We start from the raw sequence: 13,012 nt of genomic DNA on the forward strand, positions 1-13,012 counted from the left end.
GGATTCCACGCGGTGCGGCTCACTGTCTCGAATCCTCGATGATGCGATGACGTTGCCCGGGCGAGTTCGCGACGCGAGTCGCATCATAGGCCAAAGCTCGGTGCGAATACAATGGCCGGCAATTAGGGGCGTCGTAAGAGGGGGATCAGGATCGTGAACCCGGTTGAGACTTCGATCGTTTTGTAGGCGAGACCTTGAGCCGCTTGACGGTGTCGGCCAATTGCCGGATCGTCGAGGCGGTGAGGTCGCGGATGGTCAGATTGGCCTCTTCATCGCCGTGGAACGTGCAGAGCGCAATGGTGTAACAATTGGTTCCACCCCGGATGATCTTCAGCGCGATGTTGGCTTGGTGGCAGTGCACCCCGACGAACACACAGACGTCAATGCGGTTGTACCAGATCGTCAAATTCGGATGGTTCGGGTTGATCTCTCGGTCCGGATGAATTTTGGGGTATTTAGGTCGGTAGTCGGCCATGGGAATCACGTGTGCGGGGATGGCTTCGGCGAGCTCCTTCACGGCCGTCGCTTCTTCCGCCGCCCGGTCGCACCACCGCCAGAGCACCAGGGGACCCGGAAAGATCGTGGGATTTTTGGCCTCCAGCAGTCGGCGGGCCGCAATCTCCATCCCTTCGGCGACCGGAACGGGTCGTCCTTCAACGAGGACCTCTCCCTCGTCGGGCGTCATGACGCCCAGCATCGCAGCCGCCGGGGGAAGGAATGCTTCGGGGCCGGGAAGGACGCGGTACGTGGGCATTCTTCGGGCGTCTTGCATATCGGTTTCCTCCTTGTTCAACGCCAGACAATCTGATGTTTATCCAAGATGCCTTCGATGATAGATTCGTGCTCCCACCGCTGACGTCGCGGGTTGCTCGCTCCGGTGAGGTCGTCCGGCGGCCGCTCCGTTTCGTACAGCACGCCCACGGGCATTGCGTTGGGAGTGAAGGCGGTCCCGATCGCGGCGATCAATCCGCCATCGGATTCCGCCGGCGCTTCACTCACCGCGGCGCCCTGGTCCACCCGATGAAACGTCGGACACGGCGACAGAATGTTCACGACTGAAAAACCACGGTGCCGGAGCGCACGGCCGATGAGGACACTCGTTCTCTCGATCTCCCACGCTACGGACTGGGCCACGAAGGTGCCGCCCGCCGCGAGTACCAAGGAGAGCACATTCAACGGGTGTCGGCCGTTCTGGTTACTCGTCGCCGAAGGCTGGCCACCCGTCATGCCGTACGACAGGTTGTCGAGAATCAGATAGGTCAGATCATAGTTTCTTCGGGCCGCGTGGAGCAGGTGCGTGAGGCCGATTGATCCCGTGTCGCCGTCTCCGGCCACGACAATGACGGAAAGCCGTGGATTAGCGGCTTTGACTCCGATCGCCAGGGGAAGCACCCGTCCGTGCACGCCGTGAAGACCGTAAGCGTTGAGGTGAAAGCTGACCAGGCTTGCGCATCCCATGCCGGTCACCACGACCGTGTCGGACGGCGCGACTCCCTCGCGTTGGAGCGCGCTGACCAGTGCGTCGAACGCCTGGCGGTGGCCGCAGCCCGGGCACCAGGTGAGGCCGCTTGGGGCGGCGGGCGACGTCGCAGCGACCGGAGTCACCGGGTCAAATCCTCTTTGCCGAAAATGTCCCACACCGAGATGGGCTCGCCGCGAGTGAGCGTGAGACGTTTCGGACGGATAGGGGTGGTGGCGCCGATCAAGTGAGCCAGATGGCCTTGGTGGTTCGCTTCGACCACTACGATCTGTTCGACGGATTCGGCGAACCGCGAAAGGGCATTGACGGGCGGCGGCCAGAGCATCTTCGGATACAGGGCCGCGATCGGCATTCCCAAACGCTCGAAACGCGCAACCGCCTCGCGCACAGCGCCTTGCGTGATGCCCCAGCTCACGAGCCCAACAGGCGTCGATTCCGGCCCTTCGCGCTCGACCATCTCGAATTCGGCTCCGCGCAGCTTGGCGAAGCGTCGGGCCATCATGACCTTATGAACGTCGCCGGCGTCCGTTGGCCGGCCCGTGTCGTCGTGCTCCAACCCGGTCGCCACGTATGCTCCACCCTCGGACCCCGGAAGGGCCATGGGCGCGATGCCATCGTCGGTCGCCGCATACCGGTGGTACGGAGCGTCGGCGGTGTGAGCCGCATCGCGTTCGATCAGCGGGATCGACGTGAGATCGGGTCGAGGGATGGTCTGCATGCGCCTGGCCAGCGACGCGTCGGTGAGCAGGAGCACCGGGGTCTGGTAGCGCTCGGCGAGATTGAACGCCTCCACGGTGAGGGAGAAACAATCGCGGACATCAGCGGCGGCGAGCACGATCTTGGGCACGTCGCCGTGGCTGCCGAAGACCGCCGACAGAAGGTCGGCCTGCTCGTGCTTGGTGGGCAGGCCGGCGCTCGGCCCGCCGCGCTGCACCACCGCCACCACCACCGGAACTTCGGCCATCGCCGAAAACCCGATCATCTCCTGCATCAGGTCGAGTCCCGGACCTGACGTGCCGGTCATGGCCTTGGTCCCGGCAAACGAAGCGCCGATCGCGACGCCCAGGGAGGCGATGGGGTCCTCGGCTTCGTGAACCCGTCCGCCGACCAGCGGCAAGTGTCTGGCGAGCCAGGTGCCGAGCGACGTCGCAGGCGTAATCGGATAGGACGAATAAAGGCGACATCCCGCGGCGAGCGCGCCCAACCCGATGGCGTCGTTGCCGGTCAACAGCAGCGTCTGGTCCCGTGAGGCGCCGACCGGAGCCAACACGGGGTCGCGTTTGATCAGGTGTTGTTCTGCGTACGAGAGGCCTGCTTCGAGCGCCCGCAGGTTGACAGCGATCGTGTCGGGGCCTTTCGAGGCGAAGTGCTCGCACACCGCGCCCTCCAAGTTCGATCGCGAGAGGCCAATGAGTTCGATCAAGGCGGCAAGGGCCACGAGGTTTCGGGTCACCGCCTGTCCGCTGTGTTGAGCGATCTCCGCCATGGGGACGGGATAGGAAATGATGCGATTGCTGTGAGTCACCACGTCACTCAGGGCGTCGTAAATGTCGTAAATAAGGATGCCGTCGTCACGTATGACGTCCCGGTGGGCGAGGTAGGCGTCGGCATTGAACGCGACAAGGACATCGACTCCGTCTCCCTCGGTGCACAGCGGATGCGGGGCCATTCGGACCTGGGAGGCGACTAGGCCGCCGCGGATCTCGCTCGGGAACGTGGTGTCGGAGAGCACTTCTAGGCCGCTGAGCGCAGCGGTGCGCGCAAGGAGCGCGCCGGCCGTGACAATCCCGTCCCCGCCGGCGCCGACGACGCGAATCGCGAGGCTTTCGTCCCGATACCGTCGGTTCAGGGGTGCGGCCAAGTCGAGCGGACTCGTTGTGGTCTCCATCTAGGAACGGGGATGTTGTGCCTCGGCTTGGGCGAGCGCCTCTCGCGCACGAAGGTGGTTGGGCTGAAGGCGGAGCACCTCTCGTAACTCGGCAAGTGCATCCGCAGTCCGCCCGATTTCGAGGAGAAAGAGGCCGAATTTCAGGCGAAGATCCACATCAAGGGGATTCGCCGCCAAGTGACGCCGAAAGTAGTTGATGAGCCACTCGGCCTGTTCACGCTCGCTCGCGAGGTCGCGTCGACGGTGACGATGGTCCACCAGAGATCCCGCGCTACTCGGCGTGCTCGTCGAGACCAACTTCAAGTTCGTGCCCGAGTTCCTTCATGTAAGCCATCATCTGCTTTCTCGCCTCCACCTTGTGCCGCTTGCGCGCTGCGAGTTCGGCTTTTCCGGCCTCGGTCAGCGCCCAGGGGACGATCTTTCCACCGGTACGCAACGCGACGATCGCGTCGCGGAGCTTCGCGAGTTTCTTCAGATCAACCCATCCCAAGCTGGCGATGGCGTCTTCGTGGGTATCGTTGGCGCAGATCGCGATCGTGTAGCAGTTGGTTCCCCCTCGGATAATCTTCATCATGACATTGACGAAGTGACAGTGAGCGTCCATGAACAGGCCTACTTCGATCTTGTTGTGCCAGATCGTCAGGTTGGGGTGACAGGGATTGATCACGGCCTCGGGATCAATCTTGGGATAAATCGGGCGATAGTCGGGCATGGGGATAATATTGATTCCGGGGATGTGCCCGACCAACTCGAGCGCGGCGGCCGCACGTACCCGCGTCGCTTCGTTCCATCCCCACAACAACAGGGGCCCGGGGAAGAACGTGGGATTACGTCCCGTGAGCAATTTTTCCGCGATACGCGGAATCAGCTCCTCCTCCGGCACGACGTTGCCTTCCAGCCACCCTTCGCCCGGGATTGGGAATCGCGTCGCCAAAGAAGCCGCGGCCGGTGGAAGCAGCTCACCTGGTCCGGGTTGAATTGGGCCTCTGCGTTTTTGGGGGGCACGCTGAGTGGACATCTATGTCTCCTTCGCTATGAGCCTGTCCAGGGAAGGCCATCTGCGGCGTTGCCGCTTGCGCTCCGGTGCTCACGTACGCACCCAGTACGCTCCGCTCCAGTGCTCAGCGGCGCCTTGCATCTGGCCTTCCCTGAACAGGCGCCGCTTTCGCGGTTAGTCGAACAAACTGCTCATCCAGACGTGGCGAGCAACGACCCGTGTTCCCACGGTCGAAAGATGTCGGCGTTGCACCGAGCATGCCAAGGACGGCGCTGTGGCGGAACAGCAGGAACTGCGAGTAATCCTGATGAACGGGAGCAAACTTTGCGGCCTCGGGAAAAACTTGCACCCGTGTTATAATGCGCCACCGCTATGTCGGTGTGATGTTTCGCCCCAGTCCTCAACAGCCCATACTCGGGTATTTCCCGCTCAGGGTCATCGTCCCGGTGCTCGTTATCGTCGCCGCGGTTGTCGCCATCGTGGCCTTTCTCGGACTGGAACACGAGCGGCGGATCCTCGAACAGGTCACCAACCAAGGGGCGCCTGTCGAGTCGGCCCGCGCCCGCCTCATCCAAACGACCGCCCTCCTCTTCCTCTTTGCGGGCCTCTGTATCTCAGCGCTTCTGACGTACCAGAGCTATCAATCGACCAAACGAACGCTGGAGCGGGTCAAAGGACTTGCTCGGAATATCCTTCACAGCATTCCCAGCGGGGTGTTGACGGTGGATCAGGCGGGCCGCGTGACGGCCATCAATCCGATGGCTGAGCGAATCTTGGGTGTCACGGCTGAATCGACATTGGGTCGGGGGCTTGACCGACGGTTCGGCGTCGACGATCCGATTTTCCGATGCATGCGTGCGGCCTTGGATCATGCCGAGTTCGTTCGGAATCTCGATATTCGATATCCGTTGCAGGAAGCCCGCTGGATTCGGCTCACGACGTCATCGCTCGCCGATCACGACCACGGGAGAGACGGCGTGGTGATCCTGCTCCAGGATGTCACTGACCTCCTGGTGTTGGAAGAACAGCTCCGGCGGAGCGAGAAACTTTCGGCGCTCCATACGCTCTCGGCCGGTGTGGCTCACGAGATCCGCAACCCCTTGAGCGCGATCGACCTCAATCTGCATCTCTTGCAGGAAGAGATCGGCGTCGAGGCCATGGATCCGGAGGCGGTCCAGCGTTACTCGGACATCGTGAACGCGGAGGTCCGACGAATCAGGGGCATCGTGGATAACTTTCTCCGCTTTGCGAGGCCGACGTCACTCGTCTTGGGCGAGGTCAAACTCGATGGCATCGCTCGACATATCGGAGAGCTCGTCCGGTACGAGGCCGAGGAGCGCGGAGTCGAGATCCGAATCGATTTCCCCGAGAATCTTCCCGCAGTTCCAGGCGACGAGACTCAATTGGGGCAGGTTTTTCTCAATCTCATGATCAATGCCGTCCAAGCCATGCCGCAAGGAGGGATCCTGCGGGTATTCGGCGAAGAGCGGGTCGCCGACGCAGGGCCGCTCGTCGAGGTTTCGGTCAGCGACACGGGGCTTGGCATCAACAAAGCCGACCTCGCGAAGGTCTTCGAGCCGTTCTTCAGCACCAAGCCGGACGGCCACGGCCTCGGGCTCGCGATCGCCTACCGCATCATTGAAGACCACCGGGGGACCATTCGGGTGACGAGTGAGGCGGGGGCTGGAACCACGTTTGTCCTATCATTCCCAGCCGCTCGCGTTCCCGACGAGCAGCCGGTCCAGCAGATATGAACGCGAAACCGAGAATTCTCGTCGTAGACGACGAGCCCAACATCCGCAGCGCGATCGCCACTATTCTCGACCGCTCGGGATACGCGGTCGAGAGCGCGGCCGACCCCGGCGAGGCTGACCGTCTGCTGGGTCATTCCGACTGCCACGTCATCCTGTTGGATCTACGCATGCCCGGGGCGAATGGCCTGGAGTGTCTGCATCGGTGGAAATCCGAGCGTCCGGACACCGAGATCATTGTCGTGACGGCGTTCGGTTCTGTTGCGACCGCGGTCGAGGCGATGCGGTTGGGCGCCTACGATTACCTCCAGAAACCGATCGACCGAGAGCGGCTCCCCATTGTGGTGAAAAAGGCGGTCGAACGTCATCTGTTGAGTGCCGAGAACAAAGCGCTCAAGGAACGACTGGCACGCCGGAATGGATGCGGTTCCCTGATCGGCCACAGTCCCGCGATGCTCCGGGTGTACGAGCTGATCGACCTGGTGGCAGGGAGCGACGCCACCGTGTTGATCGCGGGGGAAAGCGGGGTCGGGAAGGAACGGGTCGCGCGCGCCATCTACGAACGGGGGCCGCGCGCCAATGGGCCGTTCATCGCGGTCAACTGCGGGGCGCTCCCGGAGGCGCTTCAGGAAAGCGAGCTGTTCGGGTACGAACGGGGCGCCTTTACCGGTGCGACGACCACCAAACCGGGCCGCTTTGAGCTCGCGCACGAAGGCGTCCTCTTCCTGGACGAAGTCGGTGAAATGAGCGCGAAGACCCAGGTCGATTTCCTCCGGGTGCTCGAATCCAGGGAGTTCCGTCGCGTCGGCGGGACCCGTCTCGTCAAGGTGGATGTCCGTATCGTGGCGGCCACCAATCGCGACCTCAAGAAAGCCGTTGAAGAGGGACGGTTTCGAGAAGACCTCTATTACCGGTTAAACGTGGTGCCGATTCGCGTCCCTTCGCTGCGTGAACGCGCAGACGATCTGCCGCTGTTGATCGAGGCGTTCCTGGACGAATTCGCCACGACGTACCAGCGCGAACGTCAGGTCCTCGCGCCGGAAACGCTCGAGCGGTTTACGGACTATCCGTGGCCGGGCAACGTTCGGGAACTCCGCAACCTCCTCGAACGTCTGGTCATCACCAGTCGGGAATCGGTGATCGGCCCGGTGCATCTCCCGGCGGAGATGCTGAACGAGGTTCCCGTGAGAATGGACGGAAATCGGCTGGCGGGGAAAAGTCTCCGAGACATCGAAAAGCACGCGATCATCGAGACGCTCCGCAACGTGACCTCGCACCGCGAAAAGGCGGCCAAAATCCTCGGCATCAGTCCGCGCGCACTTCAGTACAAGATCAAAGAGTACGGGATCGACGCGTAACGCAGCAGCGCAGGCATGGTTCCTGAAATCGATTGGATGGCGGGCCTGTCCTACGGGCCAGGCAAAACTCAGGAAGGCTCGGAACGCGGCGCGTGAGCGCCGGCCGGGTGCGGCGCTTTGAGGTCGCAGTAGAGCGGCTTGGGCTCCGCCACGGTCTCGTATTCCAACGTGGCGTGGCCGATGCCGAACCGTTCGCGCAGCTCGTGGCGCAGCGAGCGGGTGAGCTGTTCGGTCTGGCTGATCGGCATGTCGTTGACCACCACGCGGCAGCTCAGCGCGCTCAAGCCCGACCCCAAGGCCCAGATGTGGAGATCATTGATGTCCTGCACGCCCGGCGCGGCGCGAAGTCTTTCCGCCACGGCGTCGGTGTCGATATCGTGCGGCACGCCTTCGAGCAGGATCGTGACCGATTCGCGAAGGATCTTCCATGCTTCGCTCGCAATGACGAGCGCAATGACGGTGCCGATCGCGGGATCCAGGGCGGTCCACCCGGTCAACCCGATCATGACGCCCGACACGATCACTCCCAACGAGACCAGCGCGTCGGCCACCATGTGGATGAACGCGCTCTTGACGTTCAAGTTGCCGGCGGCCGGGCGGCGGAGCAGGAGGGCGGTCCACAGGTTGGCGCCGAACGCGACCGCGGCGATGGCCGCCACGACGGGACCGTCGACCGGGGTCGGGTTGAGCACGCGCTGGAACGATTCCGCGATGATCCAGCCCGTCGTCGCAAGGAACAAGGCCGCGTTGAACAGCGCGGTCAGGATCTCGGCGCGATGGTATCCAAAGGTCCGGCGGCCGTGCGACGGACGTGCGGCCTGGTGAAAGGCCCACCAGGACACCACGAGGACCGCAACGTCGGTGGCGTTGTGCGCGGCGTCGCTGAGCAGGCCCACGCTGTTGGCGAGCCAGCCGCCGATGAGCTCGACGGCGATGATGGCCACGTTGAGGACGATCGAGAACAGGAGTTTCCGGCCGATGACCGCGTCGGAAAACGCGGCGGCGCTGGACAAAGGCTCTTGGGGGGATGGTGACCCGTTGGAGGAACGCATCGTGTCTCCGAACGTCTTCATTATATGCGAGACCGCGGTCCGGCGCGAAGGGGAACTCGGGGTTACACCGGGGACTCGGAGGCCTTGACACCCGCGCAATCAAGTCAGTAGCATTTTGTTGTCCCGCCCGATCCCCCCTCTCGTAAGGAACCGGAGATCGTTCACCACGCAGGCGCCGCCAAACAGTCCTCGGTAGGCACCAGGGAGGATTCGGCTATGACACCACGAAACGAAGATGAAGTCACCCCGGAGGTGGTCCCAAGTCCGTCTGCCGGCGTCACCCGCGACGGACTCATCTACGACGCCGACCACGCCGTTCTGTCAAAGGGATTGACCCGGCGAGGGTTTTTGAAGGTCTCGGCTTTGACCGGTGCGACGTTGGTCGTTGCGCCGACCTTGGGGGGGCTGGTACGCCCCACGGCCTCGCTCGCTGCGGCGTCGGACTTCACGTTCGCGATCATCGCGGACAGCCACACCATGGGATCCAAGAACCCGCGGATGAAAACGCGGCTCGTGGCCGCGATCAAAGAGATCAACGCGCTGAGCCCGACGCCGGACTTCGTCATGTACATGGGTGACGCGGTCCACGATGGGTCGGCGGAGCAGTTCAAGTACTTTGAGGAGATCATGGCGGCGCTCAAGCCCAAGGCGTATTACATCCCGGGCGAGCATGACTGGTACTTGGACATGGGTGACTACTATCAGAAGAACCTGATTAAAGGACAGGTTCCCTATTCGTTCGACCACAAGGGCGTGCACGTCGTGGGGCTCAACGGGATCAACTTCAATGATTTCTGGAGCGCCCGCAAGCTGACTCCGGAGGAGCGGATGGACGTGGCGGGAACGCTCAATCATCCCATGCCGGGACCGTTTCTGCTCGGAAAGGCGCAGTTGGATTGGCTCCAGAAGGATCTGGCCAACGTGCCCAAGAACGCGCCGGTCCTGGTGTTCACCCACCCGCCGCTGTACCACTACTACCGACCCTGGAATTTCTGGACCGAGGACGCGGCCGACGCGCACGCCATCCTCAAGCCCTTCCAGAACGTCCAGGTGTTCCACGGCCACGTCCATCAGATCGTTCAGCACCAGATGGCGAACATGAAATTCCTGAGCACGGTGTCCACGTCGTGGCCCCATCCTTACCCCGAGACCTATAAAAAATTGGGGTTGAAGGGTCAGATGCCTCGCTCGAATCCCGCCCTGCCGTTCGACGGTCTGGGGTGGTCGAACAACAAGGTGGCGGGCGGGGTGGTCAGCCACGAGGACGTGTTATGGACCCTCAAACCGCCGAAGGTGTGACGCTGCGTTCAGGCGCGTGACGAGCAGAGGAGACGCGATGACCACGTCAAGGACATGGGCGAAGTGGGCGCTGCCGGTGGTGGCGGTGTTGTTCGCTGGCGTGTCGGCCGCCCAAGGCGCAGACGTTGTGCAACGGAAGACCCTTCAGAGTCCGCAGTTGTCCCCGGAGTTGGTCAAGAAGTCCGAGGAGGAAATGGCCAAGGCGATCAAGCGGGGCGACGAACTGTGGCACGATCGCAACCTCGGCACCAACGGCATGGCGTGCAACATGTGTCACCCCGACGCCGCGGTGACCCACCCTGAGACGTATCCGAAGTACAAGCAGCAGTTCGGGAGGGTGGTGTCGGTGCAGCAGTTTATCAACTGGTGCATTCAAGTCCCGCTCCAGGGCAAACTCAGAGAGCTCGGCAGCGATGAGTTGGTGGCGCTGGAGGCGTATATGAATGATCAGAATCGGGGGCAGGTGATGGATGTGGGGCTCCCCGCTCCGTAGATCGGGGGAGCCCGACGATCAACGGCCGTCTGCGGCGTTGTCGCTGCGCTTCCGGTCCTCACGTACGACCCAGTACGCTGCGGTCCGGTTCTCGCTCCGCCTTGCATCCGGCGCGTTGCTCGTCGGGCTCGGCTCCCGCCGAGTGGGGAAAATAATGTGGACGGTGTGGACAATTGGCGTGGCCGGTTTGCTGAGCGTGGTGGCGCAGCAGGTCGGGGCGTTTCCGGGGGAGACGGCGGAGGAACTGATACGGGACCTCGGGCCGTCGGCGAATGGGTATGTGTCGCCGCCGGTGCCGGCGATCGAGGCGGTGCGGGCGGGCAGCGCGCAGCTTAGTCGCATTTACTGGCCCCAGGTCACGTATGATCCGCTGCGCTCGGGCGCCGTGATGAAGGGGATCGTGGTGGCGACGTTTGACTATCAGGGAGCGGGGCTGGTCGAGCGGGTGCAGAAGGATCCGCCCGACATCGGCTGGAAGGATTTGGTTAGCCGGAGCGAAGTGTTCCTCTCGTTTCTTCCGCGGCAAGCATTTCAGCAACTTTTGTCCGGTATCGAGGCCACATGGAACGTGACGGCCCGGACCCACCACGGCACCGGGGCCGGCTACGACCTCTATTCGCTGAGTTCAAAGGACGGGCGCTTGGTGGGCGAGATGTCGTTCACCGACAAGGGCGAAGTGCCTCCACCGCCGGACGCCGGCGGGCAACAACCCCCGACCCTCAATTTCTGGACCCGAATCTCCGCGGTTCGCTGACGGACGCGCACGGTCGTCGGTCTGACCGGTCCGCGGGGCGAGTGGCGCCATGAAGAAGTGGCGCCAAGCTACGAGCGCCGCCGAGACGGTGAGGCGGCCGGGCTCCCGAAACCTTCGCAGCGGTTGGACGTTCTGAGCAACCTGTTAGGCTGCGCGGCGTGTCTCCAAGAGATCGCCGGACTCGGAGGGCCGGGCCTTGCCAGCCACGGGCTTTCGCAACCGCACGGCCAACAGAACGATCAGGACCGACGCAAACAGGAACGGACGGGCGATATCCGCTTTTACCAGCCACAAGAAATGCAGGACGCCTCCCGCTGCCGCGACATACGCCAGGCGATGCAGCTTGCGCCACCGCGCGCCACCCAAGCGGCGAATCATCCGGTCGGTCGACGTGACGGCCAGCGGAAGCAGCAACAGGAAGGTGGTGAACCCCACCGTGATGTACGGGCGTTTTGCCACGTCCTTCACGATGTCCTTCAACGCGAAAAACTGGTCGAGGCCCGCGTAAGCGGACAGGTGGAGGCAAGCCCAAAAAAACGCGAACAGCCCCAGCATGCGCCGAAGGCGCGTGATCGTGGTCCAACCGGTGAGGAGTCGGATCGGCGTCACGGCCAGGGTCACCATCAACAGGGTGAGCGTCCACCAGCCGGTGAACCGCTCGACCGTTTCGATGGGATTGGCGCCAAGATCGTCGGTGAATGCGCGCCAGGTCAAGACGGCCAGGGGCGCCAGGCCGAGCGCACCCAACGCCACTCGCGCCAGCCCGATCCGGTTGTCCGTCCGTGTCGTCTGATGCCGTTGAGTGTCCATGCCGAGCCGCTCAATAGTGTGTGCGAAGGTCCATGCCGGAATACAGGGACGCCACCTGGTCCGCGTAGCCGTTGAACGGCAGCGTATCCCGCTTGAAAAACTCGCCGATCCGCCGCTCGCGAGCCTGGCTCCAGCGGGGATGATCGACCGTTGGATTCACATTGGCGTAGAACCCGTACTCTCTGGGGCCGTACGACGACCAGGTGGTGGCGGGCTGGTTCTCCACGAAGCGAATTTTGGTAATGGCCTTGATGCTCTTGAACCCGTATTTCCACGGCACGACCAGCCGAATCGGCGCTCCGTTCTGGTTGGGCAGCACCTGACCGTACAGGCCCACCGCCAGGATGGTGAGAGGGTGCATCGCTTCGTCCAGACGCAGCCCCTCGCGATAGGGCCATTCGAGGCCCATGGTGAGGCTCCGTTGCCCTGGCATACGTTTGGGGTCGTAGAGACCGACGAATTCCACAAACCTGGCCTTGCCGGTGGGCCGCGCCCGTTTGATGAGGTCCGCTAAAGGAAACCCGATCCAGGGTACGACCATGGACCAGGCCTCCACGCAGCGCAGCCGGTACACGCGCTCTTCGAGGGTGTAGGGTTTGATCAACTCGTCGACGTCGTAGACCCCGGGCTTGGCGACTTCGCCTTCGATCGCCACGGTCCACGGCCGCGGTTGGAAGTCCTTGGCCAATGTGGCGGGGAGGTCCTTTTCGGAGGAGAACTCGAAGTAGTTGTTGTAAGTCGTCACGTTGCGCAGCGACGTCTGCGGCTCGTCGGTGCTCAGGTTGCTCCGGCGAACGCCCTTGAAGCTGGGCGCGGCCCAGGCCGAGGGCAAGGCTGCCGGGTCTACGATCCCGCGGACCGACAAGGCGGCACCAACGCCTACCACCGTCTTCAGGAACCGCCGTCGATCCATGAATGCTCGGAAGATACGCTCAGGAGTGATCTCCGAAGACGGGATCTGATGGGGCCGTCCGATCAACATGTCACTGTGCTGCCTCTCCGTGCGATCATCTATTTCACGGTGAAAAGGATAATTCGTCAAGATCACGGGGATGTGACGGAGGCGTCACGTTTTTGTGGCGTCGTCCCGGCGATCTGCGATCCAGGACGGCTTGACCCATCGTGGGAAA

General features: G+C 63.0%; 13 protein-coding genes. 5 read left to right on the forward strand and 8 right to left on the reverse strand.

The annotated features are described in order from the left end of the window. Positions 1–145: 145 nt before the first annotated feature. The 5 genes from AB1451_02130 to AB1451_02150 are packed head-to-tail and all read right to left on the reverse strand — an operon-like array spanning position 146 to position 4,386. On the reverse strand, positions 146–772 hold the full coding sequence (locus AB1451_02130) for a carbon monoxide dehydrogenase beta subunit family protein (protein ID MEW6681705.1): 627 nt from the start codon (positions 770–772) through the stop codon (positions 146–148). A 17-nt stretch (positions 773–789) separates the two neighbouring features. Next, positions 790–1,605 carry a thiamine pyrophosphate-dependent enzyme gene (locus AB1451_02135; GenBank protein MEW6681706.1) on the reverse strand — a complete coding sequence of 272 codons (816 nt, stop codon included), beginning with the start codon at positions 1,603–1,605 and terminating at the stop codon, positions 790–792. Then, positions 1,602–3,368 carry a 2-oxoacid:acceptor oxidoreductase subunit alpha gene (locus tag AB1451_02140; GenBank protein ID MEW6681707.1) on the reverse strand — a complete coding sequence of 589 codons (1,767 nt, stop codon included), beginning with the start codon at positions 3,366–3,368 and terminating at the stop codon, positions 1,602–1,604. Before AB1451_02140 ends, AB1451_02135 begins: the two co-directional genes overlap by 4 nt. Further along, positions 3,369–3,626, reverse strand: a complete 258-nt coding sequence (locus tag AB1451_02145; GenBank protein ID MEW6681708.1) for a hypothetical protein — start codon at positions 3,624–3,626, stop codon at positions 3,369–3,371. It lies immediately after the preceding gene. A 13-nt stretch (positions 3,627–3,639) separates the two neighbouring features. Next, positions 3,640–4,386: a carbon monoxide dehydrogenase beta subunit family protein gene (locus AB1451_02150; protein ID MEW6681709.1), complete on the reverse strand. Its 747-nt coding sequence runs from the start codon at positions 4,384–4,386 to the stop codon at positions 3,640–3,642. Between the two features lie 338 nt (positions 4,387–4,724). Here AB1451_02150 and AB1451_02155 point away from each other — a divergent pair, with 338 nt between their 5' ends. After that, positions 4,725–6,119: an ATP-binding protein gene (locus tag AB1451_02155; GenBank protein ID MEW6681710.1), complete on the forward strand. Its 1,395-nt coding sequence runs from the start codon at positions 4,725–4,727 to the stop codon at positions 6,117–6,119. Then, positions 6,116–7,474 (forward strand): sigma-54 dependent transcriptional regulator, encoded by a 1,359-nt coding sequence (locus tag AB1451_02160; GenBank protein MEW6681711.1) that lies wholly within the window; start codon positions 6,116–6,118, stop codon positions 7,472–7,474. Before AB1451_02155 ends, AB1451_02160 begins: the two co-directional genes overlap by 4 nt. A gap of 68 nt (positions 7,475–7,542) precedes the next feature. Here AB1451_02160 and AB1451_02165 read toward each other — a convergent pair whose 3' ends face one another. Beyond that, positions 7,543–8,526 (reverse strand): cation diffusion facilitator family transporter, encoded by a 984-nt coding sequence (locus AB1451_02165; protein MEW6681712.1) that lies wholly within the window; start codon positions 8,524–8,526, stop codon positions 7,543–7,545. Between the two features lie 216 nt (positions 8,527–8,742). Here AB1451_02165 and AB1451_02170 point away from each other — a divergent pair, with 216 nt between their 5' ends. The 3 genes from AB1451_02170 to AB1451_02180 all read left to right on the forward strand — a co-directional run bounded on the left by AB1451_02170 (position 8,743) and on the right by AB1451_02180 (position 11,072). Next, on the forward strand, positions 8,743–9,825 hold the full coding sequence (locus AB1451_02170; protein ID MEW6681713.1) for a metallophosphoesterase: 1,083 nt from the start codon (positions 8,743–8,745) through the stop codon (positions 9,823–9,825). 37 nt (positions 9,826–9,862) lie between these two features. Then, entirely contained in the window at positions 9,863–10,318 is a 456-nt protein-coding gene (locus tag AB1451_02175; protein MEW6681714.1) for a cytochrome C, read from the forward strand. Between the two features lie 154 nt (positions 10,319–10,472). Next, a complete protein-coding gene (locus AB1451_02180; protein MEW6681715.1) occupies positions 10,473–11,072 on the forward strand; it encodes a hypothetical protein in 600 nt (199 codons plus the stop codon). Positions 11,073–11,216: 144 nt separating this feature from the next. Here the strand turns inward: AB1451_02180 and AB1451_02185 are convergent, their stop codons facing one another. Together AB1451_02185 and msrP are read right to left on the reverse strand one after the other, a co-directional pair. Then, entirely contained in the window at positions 11,217–11,882 is a 666-nt protein-coding gene (locus AB1451_02185; protein ID MEW6681716.1) for a protein-methionine-sulfoxide reductase heme-binding subunit MsrQ, read from the reverse strand. 10 nt (positions 11,883–11,892) lie between these two features. After that, the gene (gene msrP / locus AB1451_02190; GenBank protein ID MEW6681717.1) at positions 11,893–12,864 is read right to left on the reverse strand and encodes a protein-methionine-sulfoxide reductase catalytic subunit MsrP; all 972 of its coding nucleotides are present in this window, start codon (positions 12,862–12,864) and stop codon (positions 11,893–11,895) included. Between the last annotated feature and the right edge of the window lie 148 nt (positions 12,865–13,012).

The organism is Nitrospirota bacterium, assembly GCA_040757335.1.
GTDB lineage: Bacteria > Nitrospirota > Nitrospiria > 2-01-FULL-66-17 > 2-01-FULL-66-17 > JBFLXB01.